Raw genomic sequence first — 23,850 nt, 5'->3', positions numbered from 1 at the left:
CGGACCCGGCGGAGTGTCACTCGCCGCCCTCCGGGCGCGGGGGCGCCGGCCGTTCGGCGTCCATGGTGGCGCGGCCGGAGGCGGCGACGAGTGCGAGCAGGGCGAGCACGGCCAGGAGGACGATGACCAGCAGCAGGATGGTCAGTGCCGTGGGGTGGTTCCAGAGTGCGAAGACCAGGGCCACGATCAGCAGCGCGGCCAGGGCGATCCACCGGCGGTGGGCCTGGGTCCAGGTGCCCACCCGGCCGGTATGGACCTGGTGGCCGTACGCCCACCGCGCTGTGGAGTCCGCGGCTCGCTCGGACGTGCCCCGGATGGCGCGCGGGAATCTGCCGGGGCCGATCAGGTAGGCGCCCAGCGCGATGACCACACCGAGCACGATCGTCGTGCGCAGGCTGACCTTCAGGAAGCGCAGCAGGGTGTCGAAGACGGCCGCCGCGGCGGCATCCGACTGGACCTGGGACGGGAGGTGATCCAGGTAGTAGCGGCGGGCGACGACCAGGACGACGGCCACGACCAGGCAGGCGAAGGCCGCGCCGAGAGCCGTACGGGCCAGGGCCCGGCGGCGCCGGTGGGCCAGCAGCACCCCGCACGCGCCGATCGCCACGACGATCACGGGCAACCAGTTCCCGATCACATCCAGCAGATGGGCGCCCTCACGGATCTGGTCCAACTGGTCGGACTGGAAGAGCACCATCTGCTTGTCGACCTCGGGGATCTTCGAGGCCGGGGACACCCCGGCGTCCACGAGCGCCTTTTTGACCTGGTCGACTGCTTCACCGACATCAAGGGTGACCGTCCCTCCGTCCACGCCCACGGCACCACGGCCCTCGCCGGTGAGCGCGTCCACGACAGCGGTGTGGGCGGTCCGGTTGGCGTCCGTCCAGATCTTCTCGAAGCGGTCGCTCTCCACGAAACGGGTGGCCACCTTCTCGACCGTGTCGTTGACCGCGGAGTCGAGCTGCGGGCCCAGCCCCTTCACGGCCTGCGCGGCCTTCGGCGGCAGCCCCTGCGACTGCAGCCACGCGGCGATGTCCGAGGTGACCTGGCTGCCGTCCACCCGTACGTCGGCGGCCTGGGTGATGCGCTTGACCGCCGCGTCCTCGATCGCCGGATCCGAGGCCAGCGGCGAGACCGTTTCCACGTACCGGTCGGTGTCCAGCGCGATGTCGTGCACCCACACCGTGAGCAGCGCGACCGGCACCAGGATGCAGGTGAGCACGATAAGCACCGCAGAGGCGATGTTCCGCATGATCCGCATGGCAGTCGAGCCGTGCTTGGGCTCACTTCCCGCCCCGCCACCCGCGTCCGCGTCCGGGGCGGCATCGGGCTCGGACGGCTCGGACGGCTCGGACGGCTCGTGCGAGCTGGTCATGGGGGCTCCAGGACTCCTGGGGGACTGGTCTGCCTCCATTTCCGCCGCTTTGCAGCGATGTGGCTCGCCCAGGTGGGCCGTACGGGCGTATCCCCTCTCTCAGCTGGTCAAGCCGTTGGCAGCTCCTCCGCGGGGAGCCTGCCCGCCCGTACCGCGTCGACCAGCTCCTGGTGGTCGTGCTCGTTCTGGTCGGCGTAGGACTCCGCGAAGGTGGCGAGGGCTCGGTCGAACGGGTCGCCGCTGCCCAGGTACGCGGCGATCGCGATCCGGTCGCCGGACCGTGCGTGCGCACGAGCCAGCGTGACCCCGCACAGTTGGCCGAACGCCTCCATGCCCTCCGGCACCATTTCCTCCGGCACGGCGATGCCCTTCCAGTCCCGCAACTGGCGGACGTAGAAGTCGCGTTGCTTGCCGTCGATCCCGTCCACCCGTTCCCAGCCGAGGAAGATGTCGCTCGTGGCCTGCATCAACCGCTGGCCCGAGACCACCCGTTCGCCCTGGTTGAGGTACTGGCTGGCGCCGACGTGTTCCGCGAGTACGGAGGTGTCGGCCTCCTTGGCCTGGAGGAAGAGGGGGTCCTGGTCGTCCCGGCCGAGGAGCAGGAAGATCCAGCACCGGGTGCCGACACTGCCGACGCCGACCACCTTGCGGGCGACGTCCGCGAGCCGGTAGTCCTCCAGGAGCGTGCGCCGGTCGGAAGCCAGAGTGCGGCCGTACCGCTCGACCAGGCTGCGGAACTGGCGCTCCAGCGCGCTGCGTTCGACGTCCGGCATCAGGTCGCCGGCCGGCATGAGCAGCGGAGGGTCCGGCGCGATCCTGGGCCGCCCGTCGACCATGGTGGTCAGCTTGTCGAAAGCCTTCAGGCTGTCGCGGGTACGGGCCTTCGCCATGGCGTGGGCCAGCCTCTTCTGACCGCGCTTGTGGAGCCGGCCCTGGGCCAGGGACTCAAGGAGGGCCTGGTCGATCTTCGCGTACCAGACGTCGAGGTTGCCCATGCCCGCGAAGCGGATCATCGCCTCGCGGTACGAACGGACCGCGGAGGTCACGATGCGGGCGCGCTCGGCGTCGTCGAACCCGTTCGCCCGGGCCGCGATGACGAGACTCGCCGACAGTCGCTTGACGTCCCACTCCCAGGGTCCCGGCAGTGTCTCGTCGAAGTCGTTGATGTCGAACATCAACTGTCGCTCTGGTGAGGCGAGCAGACGGAAGTTCAGCAGGTGGGCGTCCCCGCACAGTTGGGCCGTGAGTCCCGAGGTGGGGCTGTCGGCCAGGTCGGACGCCATGATCGCGGCGGCGCCCCGGTAGAAGCGGAACGGGGCCTCCATCATCCGGCCGTAGCGGATCGGGACGAGTTCGGGCACGCGTGTCGCGGACTGCGCCTCCAGGATCGCCAGCGGGTCCGGGCGGTCGGGAGAGGGCTTGTACTCGGCGTGGCCCGAGCGCGGTGAGCGGCGCCGTGCCTCCTTGCCGAGGGCCGCACGCTCCTTGCGTGTGGTGTGGGGTGCCGCGCGCATGGCCGTGGTCGCGTTCTGAGTCACCGAAGGCCCTCCTGCCTGGTCCTGCGGCCGTGGGGGACGCCTGGCACCGGGCACGTCGGGCAGAAGGGCTCTGTGGCCTCCTGCCCGACGTCGGCCGCGCGGATCACCGATGCGGAGTGGTGTCTGCTCTCAGCCCTGGGGCTCGATCTCGGCATCTGCGACGGCGATGGCGATGCCGAGCGCTTCGGCGATGTTGCCCGCTGCCGTCATGACGCGGGCGGTGCCCACGATGGGCGCGATGGCGACCAGGACGTCCTGCAGCTGCTCGGCGGTCAGGCCGGCCTGGAGGGCGGGGTCGATATGGGCGACGTAGGAGATCGGCGGGGCGTCCGAGGCGGCGAGGGCCGCGATACGCGTGAGGATGAGCATGTCCGGGGCCAGCCCGCATCGCTCGATCGAGTCGACCGTCATGGCGGCGAGAGTGTCCAGGACAGGGGTTTCAGATGCAGTGGACATGTCGTATGCCCTCCTGACGTGTTTCCGAGCCCGAATGGGGGAGCCAGGCGGAAGGCACGGATTTCCGCGAGCTCGGTGATTCCCTTCAACCCTAGGACTCATTCGGACCACACGCATGAGGAGGCCGTCCGGCCACGGCCGCCACAGTGCGCGCACGAGAGTGTGGCGCCTGTCAACTTCACTTCCCGGCCCGTGAGTCAAGTGCGGCACCATGAGTACTGTCGAGCACTCGGAATGAGCGGCTGGGAGCCTTTTCGTGGGTCATCCTGTACACCCCGGCGCAGCGGTTGCCGGTGCGGTCGAGATCGCGCGGCTCGGTGGGCTGTTGCGGGTCACCCGGCCCTGGCATCCCGGCTTACGGCCGTTCCTGCGCAGCTATGTCGGCTACTGGCAAGCGGTGGCCTCCCCGTACGAGGCGCGGTTGGTGCCGTCGGGGCGGGCGACGCTGGTGATCAGCCTCGCGGAGCCGTTTTCCCAGGTGCGGCGGTTGGGCTTACCGGGCGGCGACAGCGGGAACATCGGCTCGCTGGTGGTGGGGCTGGAGGACCGGCCCGCGATCTGTGTGCATCCCGGCGGGCAGGAGGCGATCCGGGTCGAGTTCACGCCGCTGGGCGCCTACCGGCTGTTCGGCATGCCGATGAGCGAGTTGACGAACCTGGCCATCGAGATCCGGGACGTGCTGGGGCCCGAGGCCGGGACGCTGGTGGAGCGGCTGGCGTCCACCGGGGACTGGGCGGCCAGGTTCGACCTGCTGGACGCGGCGTTGCTCGCCCGGCTCGGCCGCGGCCCGGAGCCCGCGCCCGAGGTCGGCCAGGCCTGGCGGCTGCTCTCCGGCAGCGCGGGGGCGATCCCGATCTCCCGTATCGCCGCCGAAGTGGGGTGGAGCCAGGGGTACTTGATCCGGCGGTTCACCCAGCAGATCGGGCTGACGCCGAAGGCCTCCGCCCGCGTGCTGCGCTTCCGCCACGCCGTGGCGCTGCTCAACCGCGGGGCCGTGAGCCTGGCCGAGATCTCGACGGCCTGCGGCTTCTACGACCAGGCACACCTCAACCGCGAGTTCCGGGCCATCGCCGACACCACACCCGGGCAGATGGTGGCCTCGCGCCGGGTGGAGGGGGCACTGGCTCTCTCGGCGAGGACAGCGGGTGCGGCGGGTGCGGCGAGTACGGCAAGTGCGGCAAGTGCGGCGAGTGCGGCGAGTGCAAATTCGTCCAAGACCCGGCCTGCCGCCGGGCAATAGCGTCCCGCGTGCACCACCGATGGCCGGTCGGGTGGCACGGGGGACCGTCCGACCGGCCGACTGACCTGACCTGACCTGACCTGACCTGTTCGAGGGTAGGGTTCCGAGGCCCCCCTCCCACGCCTCACCACGTCGTGGCGAGGCACGACGACTCGGAGCACCCTGAGACCATGACCTCGTTCTGGACAGGCGAACGGATACGGCTGCGCGGTATCGAGCCCGATGACTGGACCGCGTTCCTGCGCTTCGCCGTGGACGAGGAGCGGTTGGGGGACGCGGTGCGTCCGCCCCGTTCCGCCGCCGGCCATCGCGCCTGGGCGGAGGCGCAGGCCGCGGCCGAGCCCGACGGTGACTGCTTCCGGCTGGCGATCGAGGCCCTCGACACCGGGGAGGCGGTCGGCGCCGTCTCCTCGAACCACGCGGAGCCGCAGGCGGGGCGGTTCGAGTACGGCGTCACGATCGGCGCGGATCACCGGCGCAAGGGCTACGCGGCGGAGGCCGTGGTGATGCTGCTGCGGTTCATGTTCGCCGAGCGGCGCTATCACAAGTGCGAAGCGCGGGTCTTCGCCCACAACGAGGGGTCGTTGGCGCTCCATCGTCGGCTCGGGTTCGTCGAGGAGGGGCGCCTGCGCGATCACGTGTTCCTCGCCGGCGGGCACCACGATCTCGTCCTGCTGGGCCTGCTCGCCGACGAGTTCGCCGAGCTGCACCCGCCGACCGGTTAGGTCGTGTCCTGTCCGGCGAATCGGGCCGGAGACGCGGAGTCGGTGCGGCGGTCGCCGCCGGTGTAGTGCCGACGGCGACCGCACCGCCCTGTCGCGCCATCCCCCCGGTCGGCGGGTTACAGGGCAGGGGATCCCTCATGGGCCGCAGCGGCACGCGGGAGTGCACGGTGGCGGGCTCCGAAAGGGACACATGGTCGAGGGCCCGGCCGCGAACGGGCGGCGGGGCTACGGAGGTTGTCTCGGCGGTGGAGGCCGCCGCCTCGTGCTGGCGCCCGGGGGTCAAGGGGCGGATGCGCCCGGGGACAGGGGGCGCGCGGGAAGCCGACGAACGCGGCTTCGACACCGTGACCGGCTCACACCGGAGCCTCACTCGTCACTTGTCCCCGAGCCTAGGCCAGGCGGCCTGGTGTGGATAGCCCCGCGGGCCATCGGTCGCGGTCGGAGGCCATCGGTCGCGGCCGGCGGTCTTGGCGCCTGCGGCCAGCGGTCGTCGGCTCTCCCTCCCCTCGCCTCCCCTCCCCTCCCCTCCCCTCGCCTCCCGCCCCCTCCCACACCTCATCCCCTCCTCGTCCGTACGGGCCGTGCAGACCGGACAGACCACGCCGCCCACCTGCGTGGCGGGGCGTCACCCCGCTGATCCCGACGCCCCGTTTACCCCGGCGGCTCCTGCTGTGATGATGCCGAGTCGGGGGGATGCCCGTCCCCGCGGCTGGGGGAGGTCCGTATGGCAGAGGTGTACTTGCGCAGGCTGTCCCGGTGGCAGGGTGAGCAGCAGCGGGCCGCCGTCGCTGACCTGTACGTCTCGGCGTACCGGGGCGCGCCGGGGGCCGAATACCGTGACCGCCAGGGCTTTCTGGACCGGTTCGAACGGCATGTGCAGGGCACCGGCTTCGACATGGTGGTCGCCGAGGCGGCCGGGCTGGTCGGCTGCGCGTACGGGTTCCGGGTGGCGCGTACCGGCGAGTGGTGGTCTGACTTCCGGGGGCAACTGCCCACCGACATCGAGGAACTCACCGCCTCGGGCCGTACCTTCCTGCTCGCCGAACTGATGGTGCTGCCGGCCCACCGCAGGCTCGGCGTCGCGACCCTCATGGGCGAACGGCTGCTGGCCCGGCTCGACGCCGACCTGGTCGTCGCCACCGTGGATGAGGAATTGCCTGAGGAGATGGACGAGATGGAGGGCAGCGGAGACGGCGGTCGTCCGGAGAACGCCGCCCGGGCGACCCTGCACGCCTGGGGATGGTCGAGACTCGGCGTCCTCGGCCCGCACAGCGGAACGAACGCTCGTGAGGTATGGATCCGCAGGCCACCGCGGTGATCCATACCGCGGTGGTGATCCACACTGCGGGGTGATCCACACTGCGGTGATCCACCGCGACCCGTCAGTGAGAGGGGCGCACGCCCGCCGCCGCGGCCGCCATCAGCGGCTCCGCGTCCGCCGCGTCGACCTCCGGCGGCACGACCAGCAGGTCCCAGCGGCCCCGGCCCGGACTGACCAGGCAGACGGTGTGTCGGCCGTGCGCCCCGGACGACCTGCTCAGCCGCACGACGTGGTTGGCGACGAGCATCCGGCCGGGCGACGCCGCCCACATCGCCGTGTTCACGGTGACGCCGGTGATCTGTCCCCACGTAGGGGGCAACGCGCCGATCAGCAGCGGAAGTTCGGCCAGCAGATCGCGTGAGTGGGGCCACCACGCCCCGTCGATACGGCGCGGCAGGTCGCTGCGCGGGGCCAGGCGGAGGCGGGCGAGGGGCTGGGACGGCAGGGGTTCGAGGACGGGGACGGTGGTCATGGAGCGCTCCTGTCTGGGGCACAACTACGGCGTGCCGGTGGTCCGTTCGCAACGGTCACGACGGACGCAACGGTCACGACGAAGACGACGGACACGACGGACACGACGGACCGCGGGACGCAACAGGCTCTCTTCGCCTGCGAAGCCCACGGTCAGGACTCGTGACACCACGACACGCGCACGGCACGCGGACGCGCGACCGGGGGACGTGAACGACGTCAACCGGCCATGGGGGCGGACCCTGCCCCGGGCACTGATCGGCCCGGCGTCGTCGTGCGCCGAGGACGAGACCGACTCGAACACCGGTGTACGACATGCCCTCGGTTCCCCCACCGTACCTTGGCCGTCGGCAAAGGAGGCGGTCCGAGACCGTACGGTTTGCGAGGTCTCGGGCCGCGTCAACTTCCGCACAGACCTCGCGGCTTCGGCCTCGATCCGCCAGGAACCGGTCGGGTACCGGCCAAGTACGGCCTCTTCGAGCGACCACCCGACGTATACCCGAAGCGGCGCGACGGGCGGCTCCTCCCCGGCAGTACGCTCGCCATACGGCAGCCCGTGCCCCCGGCCCTCTCCGTGAAGTCCGTTCCGCGCAACAGAGGCTCTGCGCAGGCGAAAGCCACTCTGGAGAGCCGTTCCACAACGGATGCTCCGCGGAGCGACTCCACCAAGTCGCTCCACAGCAAGAGGAGATGGGGCACATGAGCCTGCATCCCAGCCTGTTCGACGAATGCCGTGTGGTCCGGGCACACGGCGAGCTGGACCTGACGACCTCCCCGGGCTTCGCCCGTGACCTGGAGGGCGCGCGCCGCGACACCGGACGCCTCTTCCTCATCGTCGACCTGAGCGGCGTGACGTTCATGGACGGCAGCGCCCTGGACCCGCTGTGCGCGGCGTGGGACGACTGCCGGTCCCGGCACGGTTGGACCCGAGTCGTGTACGCCCGCTCCTGCATAGGGCTGCTGTTCTGGGCCGGCGCGGTCGTGGAGCGCTTCCCCCGGTACGCGAGTGCCCAGGACGCCTGGCGGGGCGTGCCCGCCGATGGCGGGGAACAGTGGAACGCGACGGCGGACCGATCCGCGTAGGGTGACGACGCAAGTCGGCCGGGAGCCTCGCCCCGAGGCTGTCGGCCGCGGCGGAACGGAAACCGGTGATCAGCGACGGCATGGCCGACGTGCTCCGGTCGCTGCGCCTCGGCGGGCGCGGTGATCCGGCCCGGGCGTGCGCGCTGGCGTTGGGCGCCGAAGGCATCGCGCTCTCGGTGCTCGTCGGCAAGGGCCGGACGGCCGAGCCGCTCTGGTGCCATCCCGAGGTGAGCGCGCGTTTCGAGGAACTCCAGTTCACGCTGGGCGAGGGCCCGGGCCCGGACGCGGTGCGCACCGGGTTTCCCGTCATGGAGCCGGATCTGGACCGCGTACGCCCCGACCGGTGGCCCGCGCTGCTGCGTCCCGCGCGGGACATGGGCGTCCACGGGGTGTGCTGCTTCCCGCTGGGCATCGGCGCCATCCGGGTCGGCGTACTGACCGTGCTCTGCGATGGCGACCGGACGATGACCGTCCAGCAGAGTGCGGACGCGACAGCCCTCGCCACCGTGCTGACCGGCGCGCTTCTGAACGGGGACCGGCGAGGGAAGCCGGGCGGTCACGAGGGCGGGCACGGGAGCGGGAACGTAGACCGGGGCGGGAACGAGAACGGAGAGCGGGACGAGAACGGAGAGCGGGACGGGAGCGGAGAGCGGGACGGGAGCGGAGACCGGGACGAGATCGGGAACGTCGGTCCGGTACTCGGCCTGTTCCTGGACCGGCCGACGGGACTGCACCGCGCGGCGGTGCACCAGGCCACGGGCATGATCAGTGTCCAGCTCGACGTGCCGATGGAGGAGGCCCTCCTGCGCCTGCGGGCCCACGCCTACAGCAGCGAGCGCCCCCTCGGGGAGGTCGCGGACGACGTGGTCGCCCGCAGGCTCCGCTTCAACGACGACATGAACGGGCCGTACTCGCCCGGCGACGGAAAGGGATGATCGGCATGGCCCGCGAACAACGTCTGGCCGAGGTCTTCGTGGAGGTCGCGGACTCCCTCGTCGAGGACTTCGACGTCATCGACCTGCTGCAACGGCTGGCCACGCGCTGCGTGGAGCTGCTGGACGTGTCGGCGGCGGGCATCCTGCTCGTGGACGCGCACGGCGAGCTGCAGATCATCGCCGCGTCGGACGAGCACGCGCGCCTGCTGGAGCTGTTCGCGCTCCAGCACGACCAGGGCCCGTGCGTGGAGTGCTACCGCACCGGCACGGCCCGGACGAACATCGACCTGACGCGGCCGGAGACGACGACGGCCTGGCCGCGCTTCGCCGGTCGGGCCCGCGAGACGGGTTACGTGACCACGCACGCGTTCCCGCTGCGCCTGCGCAGCCGGGTCGTCGGCGCGCTCAACCTCTTCCAGACCGCACCGCACCGTCTCGGCGACGCCGACATCGCGCTCGCCCAGGCTCTCGCCGACGTGGCCACCATCGCGATCCTCCAGCAGCGCACGCTGGAACAGTCGCACGTCGAGAACAGCCAGCTGGCCACCGCGCTCACCAGCCGCATCCTGATCGAACAGGTCAAGGGAGTCCTGGCGGAACGCTGGAACACCTCGGTGGACGACGCCTTCGCCGCGTTCCGCTCGTACGCGCGATCCCAGCACCTGCGCCTCGCGGACCTCGCCGCGCGGATCATCGCGGGTGACTTCGACACCGCGTCCATCCCGGCTCCGGCGCCGACCTCGGCGCCGGAGCCATCGGCACCCGCACCCGCACCCGCGTCGCCGGAGAACCGCGCCGGATGACCCATCGTCGACCGACTCATCGAGCGACCCGTCGACCGACCCGTCAACCGACGCGCAGGCCCGCCTTGGCCGTGTCGAAGACAGGGCGGTACTTGCCCCACTGCGCTTCCGGCGCCGAGAGGTAGATGTCGTACTCCGTGCCGCCCACCTCGCCGAAACCGAAGTCGATGGCACGGAAGGACCGGACCTGGCCGTGAAAGGTGAACTCCCACACCGCCGCGGGCTTTCCCCGGAACGTGGTGCTCTGCATGCGCAGCTTCCGGTACGTGGGGTAGTTGAGCTTGGTGTTCGCCTCGATGTTCTCGAAGTGGGAGATCGGGTTCTCGCCCGCGGGGCTCACGGTGCCGAGGGTGAGTTCGACCAGTCGCGACTCGTCGGTGTAGGTGATCTGTTCGGTGTTCGCCTTGCCGCTGCGCTTCCAGCCGTCCGGGACGGGGAAAGCGACCCCCAGCGTCTTGTCCTTGATCAGGTGGAACCCCTGGGGGACGGGGGGAGGCAGCGGCCCGGACGCGGAGGGTGAGGGGGAGGAGGGGGAGGGCTCCGTCGCGGAGTCCCGCGCGCTGTCGCCCAAGCCGTAGCCCGGGGCCATCACGTAGAGCCCGCCCGCGACCGCCGCGGCGGCCAGCGTCACGGCGGTCGCGCTCCAGAGGAGGGCACGACGCCCCCGGCCCCGGCCACGACCGTTGCCACCGCCGCGGGCATCACCACTGCCACTGCTGCCACTGCTGTCGGCGGCGGGAGGGGGCGGCATGGACGTGAGGGGGGAAGCCGACCCCGAGTCGTGCCTCGTCCCCGGCCCCATTGCCGAATCGGTGATCGTGGCGCCGACCGGATTCGCCGCCCCGGTCACACCCGTCGACCCCGCCACCCCAGTCGCCGGCATCGTCGCCGTCGCCGTCGCCGTCGCCGGAGACCACGTGGTCTCGGTCGTCACCGTCTCGCCCGCGCCAGGGCCCGGGCTCCGCGATGCCACGACCCGCAGAGCGCGTTCCGCCTCCTCCGCGGACGGACGGCTCTCCGGGTCCTTGGCGAGCAGCATCTCGATGAGAGGTTGCAGCGAACCGGCCTGCTTCATGGGGGCGAGCGGGTCGACGGCGACGGCGTACGCGGTCTCCATCGCCGTATTCCTGCGGAACGGGGGCCGCCCCTCGACGCACTGGTAGAGGGTGGCGCCGAGCGCCCAGAGGTCCGAGGTGGGGCCGGGCTTGTGGCCCCTCATCCGCTCCGGCGCCATGTAGTCGATCGAGCCGATGAGTTCGCCGGTCTTCGTCAGCGTCGAGCTGCCGGTCGCCATCGCGATGCCGAAGTCGGTGAGGACGACACGGCCGTTCCCGCCCAGCAGGACGTTGCCGGGCTTCACGTCGCGGTGCAGTACTCCGGCGGCGTGGGCGGCCCGCAGCGCGGCGATCATGCGGACGCCGATCCGGGCGGCCTCACCGGGCGGTAGGGCCCCGCCGCCCTTCAGCAGGTCGGCGAGGGTGGTGCCGTGCACGTACTCCATGACGATGCAGGGCAGCCCCTCGTCGTCCACGACGTCATGGACGACGACCACGTTCGGGTGGGTGATGCGGGCGGCGCTGCGTGCCTCCCGGCGGGTGCGTTCGTAGACGGTGGCGAGCTCGTCCTCGGTGAGGTGCTGCTGGACGTGCAGCCGCTTGAGGGCGATCTCACGGCTGAGGACCTCGTCCTCGGTGCGCCACACAGTGCCCATGCCACCGCGGCCGATCCGCTCGATCAGCCGGTACCGCCCGGCGATCAACCGCCCCTCGTCCGACACAGCGCGCCCTTCCGACCTGATCTGTTACGACGTGCGACTACTCGCGACGATAGTGGCAGTGGGTTGCGGAGCACTGTGGTGTAGACCACGCCGCCGGTCACACCCCCGCCGGAGACGGCCCGACCAGTTCCGACAACACGTCCTCCATCGTGACGAAGCCGAGGACTTTCCCCGACTCACCGGTGACCGCCGCGAGGTGGCTGTCATTGGCGCGCAGCGCGGTGAGGGTGTCGTCGAGCGGGGTGTCGATACGGACACGGGTGACCGCGTGCAGGGCGGAACGCGGGAACGGGCGGTCACGGTCGGCGACGCCGAGGGTGTCCTTGATGTGGAGGTAGCCGAGCAGCGTGCCGTCCTCGTCGGTCACGGGGAAGCGGGAGAAACCGGCTTCGGCGGCCGCGCGCTCCAGCCGTGCCGGGGTGATGGTGTGTTCGACCGTACGCATCCGCTGGGCCGGGACGAGGATCTCGCCGACCGGGCGGGTGCCCAACTCCAGGGCGTCGCGCAGCCGTTCGCCGTCCGCGGCCAGCAGCAGCCCGGCCTGGCTGGAGTCCACGACCATGCGGGCGAGCTGGTCGTCGGTGAAGACCGACTCCACCTCGCCCTTGGCCTCGACCCGCAGCAGCTTCAGCAGGGCGTTGGCGAAGGCGTTGATACCGAAGACGACCGGCTTCAGCGCCCGGGTGAGGGCCACCAGGGGCGGGCCGAGCAGCAGCGCGGCGGGCACCGGCGCGGCGAGCGCGAGGTTCTTCGGGATCATCTCGCCGATCAGCATGTGCAGATACGTCGCCACGGTGAGCGCGATCACGAAGGCGATCGGGTGGACGAGGGCGTCCGGGACGCTGGCCGCCTCGAAGGCGGGCTCCAGCAGATGCGCGATGGCCGGTTCGGCGACCGCGCCCAGCACCAACGACGAGACGGTGATGCCGAGTTGGGCGGTCGCCATCATCGCGGAGATGTGCCTGAGGCCCCACAGGGTCATCCGGGCCCGCTTGTCGCCCTTCTGGGCACGCGGTTCGATCTGGCTCCGGCGTACGGAGATCAGGGCGAACTCCGCGCCGACGAAGAACGCGTTGGTCAGCAGGGTCAGGGCGCCGATGGCCAGTTGGAGGGTCGTGATCGTGCTCATCGGGACTCCTCCACGCTCTGGCCGGCCGCCCCATGAGCAGACGCGGTGGCCGACCCATGAGCAGACGCGGTGGCCGGCTCGTGAGCGGACCCGGGAGCCGAGTCGTGAACAGACTTGCGCGTGGCCGGTTCCGTGATGCGGACCCGGTCCGCCCGGTGGTGCTCCACGTCGAGGACGTCGAGGCGCCAGCCGTCGAGGTCGAGCGCGTCGCCCGCGGCCGGGATCCGGGCGAGCCGCGTGGCGACCAGGCCGGCGACGGTCTCGTACGGACCCTCCGGCGCCCGCAGGCCTATCGCGGCGAGTTCGTCGATCCGTACGCCCCCGTCCGCCTCCCAGACCGCGCGGCCGTCCGCGGACGCGGGGGCGGGCAGCAGGTCGGGCACCTCGACGGGGTCGTGCTCGTCGCGCACCTCGCCGACGACCTCCTCGACGATGTCCTCGACCGTCGCCACGCCCGCCGTACCGCCGTACTCGTCGATGACGACGGCCATGGTGCGGGCCGTCCGCATCCGCTCCAGGAGGCGGTCGGCCGGCAGGGTGTCGGGCACCAGCAGCGGGGCCGTGGCCAGCTCGGTGACGGGTGTGACGGCCCGCTTGTCCGGCTCCAGGGCGAGTACGTCACGAATGTGGACCGAGCCGACGACCTCGTCCAGGCTGTCGCGGTAGACCGGGAAGCGGGACAGCCCGGTCGCGTGGGTGAGGTTGGCGGCGTCGGCGGCCGTGGCGCGCGACTCCAGCGCCCGTACGTCGACGCGCGGGGTCATCACGTTCTCCGCGGTCAGCTCGCTCAGGTGCAGTGTGCGGACGAAGAGCTCCGCCGAGTCCGGCTCCAGGGCGCCCTGGGCGGCCGAGTGCTGGGCCAGCGCGACGAGTTCCTCGGGGCCGCGGGCGGAGGCCAGCTCCTCGGCGGGCTCCAGGCCGGCGCGGCGTACGAAACGGTTCGCGGTGTTGTTGAGGTGATGGATGAACGGGCCGAACGCGGCCGTGAATCCGCGCTGCGGGCCCGCGACCACCTTGGCGACGGCCAGCGGGCGCGAGATCGCCCAGTTCTTCGGCACCAGCTCGCCGACCACCATCAGGACGACGGTGGAGACGACCACGCCGAGCACGGTCGCCACGGTCGAGGCGGCGCCGCCCAGACCGGCCGACTCCAGCGGCCCCTTCAGCAGCACGGCGAGCGACGGCTCGGCGAGCATGCCGATCACCAGCGAGGTGACGGTGATGCCCAGCTGCGCCCCGGACAGTTGGAGCGTCAGCCGCCGCACCGCCTTCAGCGCGCCGTCGGCGCCCCGCTCGCCCGCCTCGGCGGCCCGCTCCAGGTCACCGCGCTCGACGGTGGTCAGCGAGAACTCGGCCGCCACGAACACGGCACAGGCGAGCGTGAGCAGCAGGGCGAGCAGAAGCAGCAGGATCTCGGTCACCGTGCCGCCCCCGCTCCGTCACGCGTGCGTCTCGGGCCGGGCTTGGCACGGCTGGTACTGGGAGGTTCACCCATCGCGGAACCGTCGCTCCTTCACTCGCGCTCAAGGTCATGTGACGTGCCCTGATGGACACGTCGCACCCAGTGTAAAGGAATCGCAAAGTACCGGCCGAGAGCGCCGAGGACCAGGTCCGCGCCGAGTCTCACGGAGTGGCGTGACCATGGCCGGCCCGGCTGTCGCACGGGCCGTACCAGTCTCCTACGTACGAGGCTTCAGCCGACTGTCGTACGTACCGGGCCTCAGCCGACCTTGCCCGGGGGGTTCATCTCCAGCTTGGGGCCCGAGGAGCCGTCCGAGACCGGGAGGGAACCCGCGGGCCAGGCGACACGGACGTACTTGGTCTCGTTCGGGGGCGTGACGAGGATGTCCTTCAGACGGACACCGGAGCCGCCGGAGTCGTTGGCGGGGAACGTGATGTTGAAGGCGGCGGACTCGCCGTTCTTGAGGACCGCCAGGTCGGCTGACTGTTGGCCGTCGCGCGCGACGGAGAGGGTGTCGCCGTCGGCGGTCTTCAGGTCGACGCCCGCGTAACCCACCATTGTGCAGTCGCGGCCGCCGGCGTTCTTGAACGAAACGGTGACGACACCCTCCTTCTTGTCGGTGGTGTTGTCTTCGGCGTTGACCTCAAGCTCGTCGGTGCGGCACTTGGTCGCGTTGGCACCCGAGCCCGAACCCGTACCGGCGACTGTGCCCTTGGCGTCGTCACCGGCGTTCGATCCGCTGGAGGAGCCACTGCCGCCCGAGCCGGAGGTACCGCTGCTGCCCGAGCCGCCCGTCTCCTTGCCGCCGGTGTCCTTGCCGGTGTCGGCCGAGGCGGCCGGTGCGCTCGACGACGAGTTGCCCGACGCGTTGTCGCCTCCGGGGTTGCACGCGGTGAGCGTGACGGCGGCAGCGAGGCCGAGCGCGGCGAGCAGGGTCTGGCGGCGGACGTTCGTGAAGCGCATGACTATCCCTTGGTGGAGGCCGTGAGACCTCGCTTGGTGGAGGCCGTGAGGCGTGATCGTTCCGAACTGCCTCCAGGAAACGGGAGCCATCGGCGACCGGGCAAGGAACCTCGGCCAGCACGGGACGCTGGAACGCTTTCACCACCTCTGACCTGCGAAAACACAACCGCCTGGAACGACGGTACGGGACGTCCGCGCACGCCGGGGCGCGTTGGCAGTCGCGAAAATCCGGTGACTGGCCGAGGACGGGAACCCTCGAGTGGGCGCGACCAGCCCCCACGCACCCGCAGGCGCCCACCCGCCCGGCGGCTATTTCTCGGCAGGCGCGTCAGGGCTCGGGACAAGGTCCCGGTCCTGCGGCGCCTCACCCCCCGCGGCGGCGGCCGTACGACGCGACCGCCCGGTCAGCCGCGTGGCCAGCGGCTCGGTGTACCGCGCGGTGAGCGGACCGACGATCACCAGGATCAGGACGTACGCCGTGGCCAGCGGACCGAGTGAGGGTTCGATGCCGGACGTGACGGCCAGCCCGGCGATGACGATGGAGAACTCGCCCCGGGCCACCAGCGTGCCGCCCGCCCGCCAACGGCCCTTCGCGGAGATCCCGGCCCGCTTGGCGGCCCAGTAGCCGGTGGCGATCTTCGTGCCGGCGGTGACGACCGCCAGCGCCAGCGCGGGCAGCAGAACCGGCGGAATGCTCGCCGGGTCGGTGTGCAGGCCGAAGAAGACGAAGAACACGGCGGCGAACAGGTCGCGCAGCGGCGAGAGCAGTCCGTGCGCGCCCTCGGCGACCTCGCCGGACAGCGCGATGCCGACCAGGAACGCACCCACGGCCGCGGAGACCTGGAGCTGCTGCGCGACACCCGCGACCAGCAGGGTCAGGCCCAGGACGACCAGCAGCAGCTTCTCGGGGTCGTCGCTGGAGACGAAACGGGAGATGTGGCGGCCGTAGCGCACCGCGATCACGAGAACGAGTCCGGCGGCGCCGAGCGCGATCGCGAGCGTGGCGCTGCCCGCCGCCAGACCGGCGCCGGCCAGCAGCGCGGTGATGATCGGCAGATAGACGGCCATGGAGAGGTCTTCGAGGACCAGGATGCTGAGGATCACCGGGGTCTCGCGGTTGCCGAGCCGTCCCAGGTCGCCCAGGACCTTGGCGATGACACCGGAGGAGGAGATCCAGGTGACGCCGGCCAGCACGACGGCGGCGACCGGGCCCCAGCCGAGCAGCAGCGCCATCGCCGCGCCCGGCAGGGCGTTCAGGGCGGCGTCCACCAGGCCCGCCGGGTACTGGGTCTTGAGGTTGGAGACCAGGTCGGTCGCCGTGTACTCCAGGCCGAGCATGAGCAGCAGCAGGACGACGCCGATCTCGGCGCCGATCGCGACGAACTCCTCACTGGTGCCCAGCGGGAGCAGCCCGCCCTCGCCGAAGGCGAGACCGGCCAGCAGATAGAGGGGTATGGGCGAGAACTGGAAGCGTCCGGCGAACCGGCCGAGCAGTCCGAGGGCCAGGATGATCGCGCCGAACTCGATCAGGAACGTCGCGGACGAGTGCACCGCGCTCACTCCCTTCCGAGTATCGCCGCCGCGGCCTCGACGCCCTCGCGGGTGCCGATCACGATGAGGATGTCGCCACCGGCCAGCCGGAAGTCCGGCACGGGGGACGGGATGGCCTCGGCCCGGCGCAGGACCGCGACGATCGAGACGCCGGTCTCGGTCCGCAGCCGGGTGTCGCCCAGCAGCCGGCCGTTCCAGTGCGAGGTCGACGACAGCTCGATCCGCTCGGCCACCAGGCCCAGTTCGGTGGTGGAGAGCAGGTTCGGGCTGTGGTGCGCGGGCATCAGCGCGTCGATGAGCGCCGTGGACTCACCTGAGGTGAGCCGTACGGAGAGGGCGCAGGCGTCCGGGTCGTCCGTCCGGTACGCGCTCAGTGTCCGGCCGCCGTCCCGGTGCGCGACCACCGACAGCCGGCGCTGCTCGCGCGTCGTCAGGTCGTACCGCACACCGATCCCCGGCAACGGCGTACTGCTCAGGCGTGGAGTACCCATGACTGCTCCCCTGTCTGGTGTCCCGTGTCCGGCGTCGATCTAGGTGTGCGTTCACCCTACGGCGGCCTGCGGAATGGATTTGGCTGCGGCCCGGTGGGGTGGCTGGTCGCGGCGCAGCCGCGCTTTCAGGGGCGCGGGGAACTGCGCGACCAGCCCCCACGCGCCCGCAGCCACATCTCAACCCGTACCGTCAGTCACTCACTTCGATCTTCCCGTTGGCCTCGACCGCGACAGCGCCCGCCGGCTTCGGCGCAGTGATCCCCTTGAGAAGCTCCGCAAGGTCAACGCCCGTCGTGGAGCTGAGGAGTTCGACCCCCTGGGCGACGTTGTCCGCGACCGTACGCGACAACTGGCTCGCCCCATCCGTAGAGATCACCGTCATCTTGTCGATGGCGCTGAGCGGCTCGGACGCCTTGGCGACAACCTGCGGCAACACCTCGACAAGCATCTGCAGCACGGCCGCATCGCCGTACTGCGCGAACGCGTCGGCCTTCTTCCGCATCGCCTCGGCCTCGGCCGCCCCCTTCGCCCCGATCGCGGCGGCCTCCGCCTCACCCTCGATGCGTACGGCGTCGGCGAGCGCCGCGCGGTGCGCCTTCTCGCCCTCACCGGTCAGCCTGGACCGCTGGGCGTCCGCCTCGGCCTCCTTGACCTGCGCGATACGCCGGGCCTCGGCCTCCTGCTCGGCCTGGTAGCGGGCGGCGTCGGCGGGCTTGCGGACCTTGGTGTCCAGCTCGCGGTCGGTCAGCGCGGCCTGCCGCTGGGCGACCTTCTCCTGCTCGGCGAGCACCTCCTGCGAGCGGGCCGCCTCGGCCAGCGGGCCGGCCGCCGCGGCACGGGCCGCGGCCTCGTCCGTCTCGGCCTTGATCTCCGCCGTCTTGAGGGCGAAGGTCCGCTGAGCGATCGCGATCTCCTCCTCGGCCTTCAGCCGGGCCTGTTCGGCGGCGCGCCGGGCCACCGCCTCGGCGATGTCGGCCTCCTGCCTGGCGCGGGCGGCCTCGGGGCGGCCGAGGTCCTCCAGGTAGGAGCCCTCGGTGGTGATGTCCTGGATCTGGAAGGCGTCGAGCACCAGGCCCTGCCCGGACAGGCTCGCCTCCGCCTCCTCCGCGACCTGCCCGGCGAACGCGGCACGGTCCCGGATGATGTCCTCGACCGACATCCGGCCCACGATGGAACGCAGCGCGCCGGACAGCACCTCCTGGGTGAAGCCGACGATGCCGTCCTGCTGCATCAGGAACCGCTGGGCCGCGGCGCGGATGGAGTCCTCGGTGCCGCCGACCTTGACGATGGCGACGCCTTCGAGGTTCGCCTTGACGCCGCGCAGCGTGACCGCGCCACGCACCGAGATCGGAATGTGCCGCGAGGACAGGTCCAGGGTGAACTTCTGCTGCACGAACGGCACGACGAAGACACCGCCGCCGACCACGACCTTCTGGCCGCTGTTGTCGGTGAACACCCGGCCGGTGTCCGGGTCGGTGGACTTCTTGCCGCGCCTGCCCGTGACGATGAACGCCTGGCTGGGCCCGGCCACCTTGTAACGGGTGACGACGACGAGCGCGAGCAGTACGAGGAGTACGACGACTCCCACGACCGCGACGAGAACTGGACTCATGGTGGATTCCCCCCTGCCGCCCCCAGGCGGCAGATCAGTACGAGCGGTACGGGTTACGGGACAGACAGGGCTTCAGCGCTGGACCGGGCGGACCGCCACCGACGTCGGTGACAGCGACTCTTCGACCCAGATCTCGGCACCCCGGGCCACCGGCTCGGGACTCTTCGCCGCCAGCTTCACCGGCTGGCCCGCGAGATACACGAGCACCTCGCCGTAGCCGTCGGCCGGGATCGGTGTGACGACCGAGCCCGAACTGCCCACGAGGTCGGTGCCGCGCGGCGTCGCGGACGGCTCGTCCCGCATCAGGGCCCGGCTGAACCGCCAGGTCAGCCAGCCCGCCCCCGCGCCCGCGCCGATGCCCACCGCGGTGGCGGGACCGGCGCCGAGCCCGGTCGTGCCGAGGACGAGCGCCCCGCCGAAGCCGAGCATCGAGACGAATCCGGCGATGACCGGCAGCGAGAGCAGTCCGTCGAAGAGCCCGTCCAGGAAACCCGCCCCGCCGAAGAGCCCTTCGAGTACGCCGTCGAAGACGAACGTCAGGACCAGCAGAACGATTCCCGCGATGCCGAGACCAAGAAACAGCGCCATCCGGTCCACCTCCCCACCTGTGCCGGTCACCTCGACCGATGCACATCGTGCCAGGCTCGTACGTGTGTGCGCATTGCCGTAACCCGGCAGTCTTTACGCGTTCTTGATGCCGCGCCGATGCGTGAGCGGCGTCCGGAATCGAACCTGTGAGCGCTGCCCGGCATCAAGGACGCGTAAAGACTGCCGGAATCCGGCAATGCGCCGGGCTCCCGTCCCGGGTCACGATGGTGGGGCAGAAACGGGGAGCACGGGGGACGGACAGGGCCCCGGTACCGGAACATCGTCGGGGGACGACCGGTATCGGGGCCCAGCCCCGAGGGGAGCCGAGGTCACGTATGGACCTGCCGCACTCCGGCAGTGAACCCCACCCTCACCGGACCACGCTCCGCCCGTATGCGCTAGAAAGACGTCAACGGCTCATCAGGAAACCGGGGGCGCGCATGGCGGCGGGGCGGGAGATACCCGAGGAGTACCTGGACGGGTACGGGCGCATCCTCGCGGACGCCGCCGCGACCGGCCGCCGGCTGACCCGCGAAGAACTCGCCTCCCGCCGGGCCCTGGGCGAGCGGGCCGCCGAGGCGGGGTACGGACTGCGCGCCCTGGTCGGCGCGCACCTGGCCGCCGCCCGCGTCCACTGGCCGGCCACGGCCGGCGAGAGCACGCTCGCCGCCGTCGAGCAGGCCGTCGACGCCTTCGCCGAGGGCTACGAGCGCGCGCAACTCCTCGCCGTACGCCAGGAGGAGGCCGCACGCCGGGAGTTCATCGACGACCTCCTGCACGGCCGCAGCGACCTCGGCCTGCTGGCCGAGCGCGCCGAACGCTTCGGACTGCGCCTGTCGCACGCCCACGCCGTCGCGGTGGCACAGGGCGAGACGGCGTACGACGAGGGGGACGCCGTGCCCCGCGATGTGGAGCGCTCCCTGATCAGCCGGTTCGGCGACCGCAGCATCCTCGTGACCACCAAGGACGGACGTCTGGTGTGCATCGCGCCCGGCGACCAGGACGACGTGCTCGACTTCTTCGCCAAGCAGGCGTACGCGGCCACCGACGGCGGACGCGTCGCCATCGGCCGCTCCCAGCCGGGGCCCGGCGGGGTAGTCCACTCGTACGAGGAGGCCCTGAACGCCCTCGACCTGGCCGACCGCCTGGAGTTCGACAGCCCCGTGCTGCGCGCCGCCGACCTCCTCGTCTACCCCGTGCTCACCCGGGACCGGCAGGCCATGGCCGATCTGGTCCTCAGCGCGCTCGGCCCGCTGCGTCAGGCCCGCGGCGGGGCGGAACCGCTCCTCGACACCCTCACCGCTTACTTCGACTCCGGCTGCGTCGCCGCGGAGGCCGCCCGACGGCTGTCGCTCAGCGTCCGCGCGCTCACGTACCGGCTGGACCGCATCCACAAACTCACCGACGCGAATCCGGCCGATCCGCTGCACCGGTACACGCTCCAGACGGCGGTCATCGGAGCACGGCTGCTCGACTGGCCGGAGAAGGACTTCTAGTCCTCGCCCCAGCTCTCGCCCGGTCCGGCTAGTCCTCTTCGTACCCGTCGTCGTCCCCATCGTCCCCGTCGTCGCCGTACTGCGGCGGGGGCTGCGGCAGCTCTTCCTGCTTCGGGTCCTTCTGGTCCTTCGGTTGCTTCTCCTCGGCCTCGGCCTCATCCTCGGCCGGGGTCGGCGTGGCTACCGGACTTTCCGATAACGAGGGGGACGCGGGGGGCTCCGCGTTGACGTCGTCGCCGGGTGCGGGTGCGGAGTCGGGCGTCCCGGTCCGGGCCACTGTCCCGGCGGCGGGCGCCTCGGTGTTCTCGGGGCCGGTGGACGACCCGTCCTTCCGCCCGGTCCCGGTCTCGGCCGCGGTGTTGTCCGGCGCGAATATCTTCATGCCGGCGAGCACGGCCAGCACGAAGAGCACCGCGCCCGCGAGGACCGCGAGGCCCAAGGGCCGCCGACGGGCCATCGCACCGACGCCACCTCCCGATCTCGCGCTTCCCGACCGCCCGCCTCCGGGCCGTGCACCTCCGGACCGTGCGCGGCGCGACGGCGCGGAGGGCATGGAGCGGGCGGCGTGAGCAGCGTTGGCGGAGTGGGCAGCGTGTGCGGAGTGGGTGGCATGGGCGGCGGCCTGCGCGGGCCGGGCCGGCTGTGCGGCGGTCGGCGGCAGCCGGTACATCGTCGAAGGGCCGCTCTCGGCGGAAGCCGACCGCGACGGCCGGGAGTCGTACGACGGCGAGGCGGAGAGCGCCGACGGCCTCGGTGTCGGTGTCGTCCCCGACGCCACGGGCAGCGGCTCGGCCGGCCCCCGCCACGCCCCGGTGCCGAACCAGTCCGCGACCTCCTGGGCCGTGGGCCGGTCCTCGGGCTTCTTGGCGAGGAGGCCGAGGAGGTAGCTCTCGAAGGCGGGCGGCAGTTGGACACCGCGCTCGCGGGGCGGCACCGGGGCCATGTCGATGTGCTGGTGCAGGGTGACCGTGGCGCTCTCGGCCCGGAACGGCGGTCGCCCGGTGAGGAGTTGGTACAGCACGCAGCCCAGGGAGTAGACGTCGGAGGCGGCCGACGCCGGTCTCCCGAGGGCGCGTTCGGGGGCGAGGTAGAGGCTGGTGCCGACGATCTGCCCGGCCGTGGTGAGCGCGGAGGACGGGTCGTCGACGAAGCGGGCGATGCCGAAGTCACCGATCTTCACGGTGCCTTGGGCGTCCGCGAGGAGGTTGCCGGGCTTGATGTCCCGGTGCACGATCCCCTCCCGGTGCGCGGCGGCGAGCCCGGCCGCGGCCTGGGCGGCGACCGTGGCGACCCGCTCGGTCCCGAGGGTGCCCGCCGCGGTCAGCTCCTGCGCGAGGCTCTGCCCTTCGACGAGCTCCATGACCAGGTAGAAGCGGTCGTCCCAGGCGCCGAAGTCGAACACGGCGACGACGTACGGGTGGCTCAGCCGGGCCGCCGTCTGCGCCTCCAGCCGGAACCGGGCGGCCGCCGCGCTGTCGGCCTCGTCCCCGAGCAGCAGCTTGACGGCCACCTCCCGCCCGAGCACCTCGTCGGTGGCCTGCCACACCTCCCCCATACCGCCGCGGCCAATCGACCCGTTCAACCGATACCGCTCCGCGACGAGCACCAGCGAATCATCCTCAACACAGCAGAAGGCCAACACGACGACCGCGAACGGCACTTCATGCGATGAAGAAGCGCGCAGGTAGGGGGATCCGCAGCAGTGATCAGCCTACCGACTCCGGCCCCCCACCAGCGCCCCGCAAGGGGCGCGGGGCTGTGACACCGGCGGCTCCGCCGCGGGGCGGCGGCCAGCCCAACTCAACCCGCGGCAATCCCACTTGCCTCAGGCCGCACCATCACACAGTCGAACTCGACAACCCGCCCGGTGGCCGGCTCCCGGGTAACGGGATACATCCCGGTCACCCCGAACCCCGCGGCCTCGTACGCGGCGACGGCCTCCCCCATCGAAGGACTCCCCTCGTACAACCGCAACGCCGCCACCTCGGACTGCATCCCCACGAACTCGGAGATCCGCTCACCCGCCCCGGCGAACACCTCCATGTCGAACCCCTGCGTGTCCATCTTCAGATACGGCCGGGGATCTTCGATCCCCTCCAGGGCCTTCTGCATCACGTCGTCGAGCCGCCGGATCTCGATCTCCTCGGTACGCCCCTTGGCGAACCGCTTGTACCGCTCCTTGCCGTACTCGCTCGGCGGCAGCAGCGAGTTCATGGACTTCCAGTCGATGTGGATGGACTGCACGGCCTCCTCACGCCCGAGCGCGAAGTTGTAGACCTGCCAGTCGGGGTCGCTCTCTGCCGACTCCCGCAGCTTCGCGAAGGTGTCGGAGACCGGCTCGAAGGAGACGATGCGTCCCTTGTAGCCGAACTTCCGCAGCTCCTTCCCGTACTGCCCGATGTTGGCACCCACGTCGAACACGCAGTTCACGCGGTACAGCTCCAGCAGCGCGGCCACGTGCTGGGCGCACAGATAGTGGGCGGCCCCGAGCTGGAACTCCCGCTCCGACTCGGCCGACACGGCCTTGTCGAGGAGGAGCCGTGCTCCGGTGCCGCCGAAGGCGACGCTCGTCGCCTTGCGCCCCTTGGCCGCGCGCGCCACCAGCCACGTATCGGAGCCCACGGACGTGACGGCGTACCGCCCCTTCCCCTGGGTCACCAGATGGGCACTCTGTCCCACCGGAACGCCGGTCCGTTCACCTCGCCGGAACACGACGGAGGCACCGGGGCCGAGATCGAGGACCTTCACACCGATACGGGGAAGGAACGTGAGCAGTCTTCTGTAAAGCGTCTGCATCCTGCCAGCCTCGCAGAAGTCGCCTCGGATTCACTGAC

21 protein-coding genes are annotated in these 23,850 nt (G+C 71.4%); 7 read left to right on the top strand and 14 right to left on the bottom strand.

Annotated features, from left to right (window positions below; genetic code table 11):
• Positions 1–16 precede the first annotated feature (16 nt).
• The 3 genes from OHA11_RS24020 to OHA11_RS24010 all read right to left on the bottom strand — a co-directional run bounded on the left by OHA11_RS24020 (position 17) and on the right by OHA11_RS24010 (position 3,369).
• Complete coding sequence (locus OHA11_RS24020) at positions 17–1,375, bottom strand: hypothetical protein (RefSeq protein ID WP_266499539.1); 1,359 nt, start codon at positions 1,373–1,375, stop codon at positions 17–19.
• Between the two features lie 107 nt (positions 1,376–1,482).
• Positions 1,483–2,913: a DUF2252 domain-containing protein gene (locus OHA11_RS24015; protein WP_266499537.1), complete on the bottom strand. Its 1,431-nt coding sequence runs from the start codon at positions 2,911–2,913 to the stop codon at positions 1,483–1,485.
• Positions 2,914–3,042: 129 nt separating this feature from the next.
• Entirely contained in the window at positions 3,043–3,369 is a 327-nt protein-coding gene (locus OHA11_RS24010; RefSeq protein ID WP_266499535.1) for a carboxymuconolactone decarboxylase family protein, read from the bottom strand.
• Positions 3,370–3,625: 256 nt separating this feature from the next.
• Between OHA11_RS24010 and OHA11_RS24005 the strand changes: the two genes are divergently transcribed.
• From OHA11_RS24005 to OHA11_RS23995, 3 genes are all read left to right on the top strand, one after another.
• Entirely contained in the window at positions 3,626–4,609 is a 984-nt protein-coding gene (locus OHA11_RS24005; protein WP_266499533.1) for an AraC family transcriptional regulator, read from the top strand.
• Between the two features lie 170 nt (positions 4,610–4,779).
• Complete coding sequence (locus OHA11_RS24000; RefSeq protein ID WP_266499530.1) at positions 4,780–5,334, top strand: GNAT family N-acetyltransferase; 555 nt, start codon at positions 4,780–4,782, stop codon at positions 5,332–5,334.
• Between the two features lie 724 nt (positions 5,335–6,058).
• Positions 6,059–6,652: a hypothetical protein gene (locus OHA11_RS23995; protein WP_266499528.1), complete on the top strand. Its 594-nt coding sequence runs from the start codon at positions 6,059–6,061 to the stop codon at positions 6,650–6,652.
• A gap of 64 nt (positions 6,653–6,716) precedes the next feature.
• Here OHA11_RS23995 and OHA11_RS23990 read toward each other — a convergent pair whose 3' ends face one another.
• Positions 6,717–7,127 (bottom strand): DUF5994 family protein, encoded by a 411-nt coding sequence (locus OHA11_RS23990; protein ID WP_266499525.1) that lies wholly within the window; start codon positions 7,125–7,127, stop codon positions 6,717–6,719.
• Positions 7,128–7,825: 698 nt separating this feature from the next.
• Here OHA11_RS23990 and OHA11_RS23985 point away from each other — a divergent pair.
• From OHA11_RS23985 to OHA11_RS23975, 3 genes are all read left to right on the top strand, one after another.
• Positions 7,826–8,209 carry an STAS domain-containing protein gene (locus OHA11_RS23985; protein ID WP_266499523.1) on the top strand — a complete coding sequence of 128 codons (384 nt, stop codon included), beginning with the start codon at positions 7,826–7,828 and terminating at the stop codon, positions 8,207–8,209.
• 80 nt (positions 8,210–8,289) lie between these two features.
• Positions 8,290–9,144 carry a GAF and ANTAR domain-containing protein gene (locus OHA11_RS23980; RefSeq protein WP_266499521.1) on the top strand — a complete coding sequence of 285 codons (855 nt, stop codon included), beginning with the start codon at positions 8,290–8,292 and terminating at the stop codon, positions 9,142–9,144.
• Positions 9,141–9,947, top strand: coding sequence for a GAF and ANTAR domain-containing protein (locus tag OHA11_RS23975; protein ID WP_266499515.1), 807 nt, complete (start codon positions 9,141–9,143; stop codon positions 9,945–9,947). Before OHA11_RS23980 ends, OHA11_RS23975 begins: the two co-directional genes overlap by 4 nt.
• Before the next feature lie 43 nt (positions 9,948–9,990).
• Here OHA11_RS23975 and OHA11_RS23970 read toward each other — a convergent pair whose 3' ends face one another.
• The 8 genes from OHA11_RS23970 to OHA11_RS23935 all read right to left on the bottom strand — a co-directional run bounded on the left by OHA11_RS23970 (position 9,991) and on the right by OHA11_RS23935 (position 19,520).
• Positions 9,991–11,724: a serine/threonine-protein kinase gene (locus tag OHA11_RS23970; protein WP_266499513.1), complete on the bottom strand. Its 1,734-nt coding sequence runs from the start codon at positions 11,722–11,724 to the stop codon at positions 9,991–9,993.
• A 97-nt stretch (positions 11,725–11,821) separates the two neighbouring features.
• Complete coding sequence (locus tag OHA11_RS23965; RefSeq protein ID WP_266507407.1) at positions 11,822–12,844, bottom strand: hemolysin family protein; 1,023 nt, start codon at positions 12,842–12,844, stop codon at positions 11,822–11,824.
• A 5-nt stretch (positions 12,845–12,849) separates the two neighbouring features.
• Positions 12,850–14,274: a hemolysin family protein gene (locus OHA11_RS23960; RefSeq protein WP_266499512.1), complete on the bottom strand. Its 1,425-nt coding sequence runs from the start codon at positions 14,272–14,274 to the stop codon at positions 12,850–12,852.
• Positions 14,275–14,573: 299 nt separating this feature from the next.
• Positions 14,574–15,278, bottom strand: coding sequence for a DUF4232 domain-containing protein (locus OHA11_RS23955; protein WP_266499510.1), 705 nt, complete (start codon positions 15,276–15,278; stop codon positions 14,574–14,576).
• A 309-nt stretch (positions 15,279–15,587) separates the two neighbouring features.
• Positions 15,588–16,829, bottom strand: a complete 1,242-nt coding sequence (locus OHA11_RS23950; protein ID WP_266499508.1) for a cation:proton antiporter — start codon at positions 16,827–16,829, stop codon at positions 15,588–15,590.
• A gap of 5 nt (positions 16,830–16,834) precedes the next feature.
• Positions 16,835–17,320, bottom strand: a complete 486-nt coding sequence (locus OHA11_RS23945; protein ID WP_266499506.1) for a cation:proton antiporter regulatory subunit — start codon at positions 17,318–17,320, stop codon at positions 16,835–16,837.
• 190 nt (positions 17,321–17,510) lie between these two features.
• The gene (locus tag OHA11_RS23940) at positions 17,511–18,932 is read right to left on the bottom strand and encodes a flotillin family protein (RefSeq protein WP_266499503.1); all 1,422 of its coding nucleotides are present in this window, start codon (positions 18,930–18,932) and stop codon (positions 17,511–17,513) included.
• Between the two features lie 72 nt (positions 18,933–19,004).
• Positions 19,005–19,520 (bottom strand): hypothetical protein, encoded by a 516-nt coding sequence (locus tag OHA11_RS23935; protein ID WP_266499501.1) that lies wholly within the window; start codon positions 19,518–19,520, stop codon positions 19,005–19,007.
• A gap of 440 nt (positions 19,521–19,960) precedes the next feature.
• Here OHA11_RS23935 and OHA11_RS23930 point away from each other — a divergent pair, with 440 nt between their 5' ends.
• The gene (locus OHA11_RS23930; RefSeq protein WP_266499499.1) at positions 19,961–21,016 is read left to right on the top strand and encodes a CdaR family transcriptional regulator; all 1,056 of its coding nucleotides are present in this window, start codon (positions 19,961–19,963) and stop codon (positions 21,014–21,016) included.
• Positions 21,017–21,044: 28 nt separating this feature from the next.
• Here the strand turns inward: OHA11_RS23930 and OHA11_RS23925 are convergent, their stop codons facing one another.
• Complete coding sequence (locus OHA11_RS23925; RefSeq protein ID WP_266499496.1) at positions 21,045–22,598, bottom strand: serine/threonine-protein kinase; 1,554 nt, start codon at positions 22,596–22,598, stop codon at positions 21,045–21,047.
• A gap of 218 nt (positions 22,599–22,816) precedes the next feature.
• Entirely contained in the window at positions 22,817–23,812 is a 996-nt protein-coding gene (locus tag OHA11_RS23920) for an FkbM family methyltransferase (protein WP_266499494.1), read from the bottom strand.
• Positions 23,813–23,850: the final 38 nt, after the last annotated feature.

The organism is Streptomyces sp. NBC_00878 (assembly GCF_026341515.1).
Classification (GTDB): domain Bacteria; phylum Actinomycetota; class Actinomycetes; order Streptomycetales; family Streptomycetaceae; genus Streptomyces.
This window is presented reverse-complemented; position numbering and strand designations above follow the sequence as displayed.

Excerpts from the sequence above, each read along its gene's own strand:
- OHA11_RS24020 (WP_266499539.1), bottom strand. The coding sequence starts at position 1,375 with ATGACCAGCTCGCACGAGCCGTCCGAGCCGTCCGAGCCGTCCGAGCCC.
- OHA11_RS24010 (WP_266499535.1), bottom strand. The coding sequence starts at position 3,369 with ATGTCCACTGCATCTGAAACCCCTGTCCTGGACACTCTCGCCGCCATG.
- OHA11_RS24000 (WP_266499530.1), top strand. The coding sequence starts at position 4,780 with ATGACCTCGTTCTGGACAGGCGAACGGATACGGCTGCGCGGTATCGAG.
- OHA11_RS23995 (WP_266499528.1), top strand. The coding sequence starts at position 6,059 with ATGGCAGAGGTGTACTTGCGCAGGCTGTCCCGGTGGCAGGGTGAGCAG.
- OHA11_RS23990 (WP_266499525.1), bottom strand. The coding sequence starts at position 7,127 with ATGACCACCGTCCCCGTCCTCGAACCCCTGCCGTCCCAGCCCCTCGCC.
- OHA11_RS23985 (WP_266499523.1), top strand. The coding sequence starts at position 7,826 with ATGAGCCTGCATCCCAGCCTGTTCGACGAATGCCGTGTGGTCCGGGCA.
- OHA11_RS23980 (WP_266499521.1), top strand. The coding sequence starts at position 8,290 with ATGGCCGACGTGCTCCGGTCGCTGCGCCTCGGCGGGCGCGGTGATCCG.
- OHA11_RS23975 (WP_266499515.1), top strand. The coding sequence starts at position 9,141 with ATGATCGGCATGGCCCGCGAACAACGTCTGGCCGAGGTCTTCGTGGAG.
- OHA11_RS23955 (WP_266499510.1), bottom strand. The coding sequence starts at position 15,278 with ATGCGCTTCACGAACGTCCGCCGCCAGACCCTGCTCGCCGCGCTCGGC.
- OHA11_RS23945 (WP_266499506.1), bottom strand. The coding sequence starts at position 17,320 with ATGGGTACTCCACGCCTGAGCAGTACGCCGTTGCCGGGGATCGGTGTG.
- OHA11_RS23940 (WP_266499503.1), bottom strand. The coding sequence starts at position 18,932 with ATGAGTCCAGTTCTCGTCGCGGTCGTGGGAGTCGTCGTACTCCTCGTA.
- OHA11_RS23935 (WP_266499501.1), bottom strand. The coding sequence starts at position 19,520 with ATGGCGCTGTTTCTTGGTCTCGGCATCGCGGGAATCGTTCTGCTGGTC.
- OHA11_RS23930 (WP_266499499.1), top strand. The coding sequence starts at position 19,961 with ATGGCGGCGGGGCGGGAGATACCCGAGGAGTACCTGGACGGGTACGGG.
- OHA11_RS23920 (WP_266499494.1), bottom strand. The coding sequence starts at position 23,812 with ATGCAGACGCTTTACAGAAGACTGCTCACGTTCCTTCCCCGTATCGGT.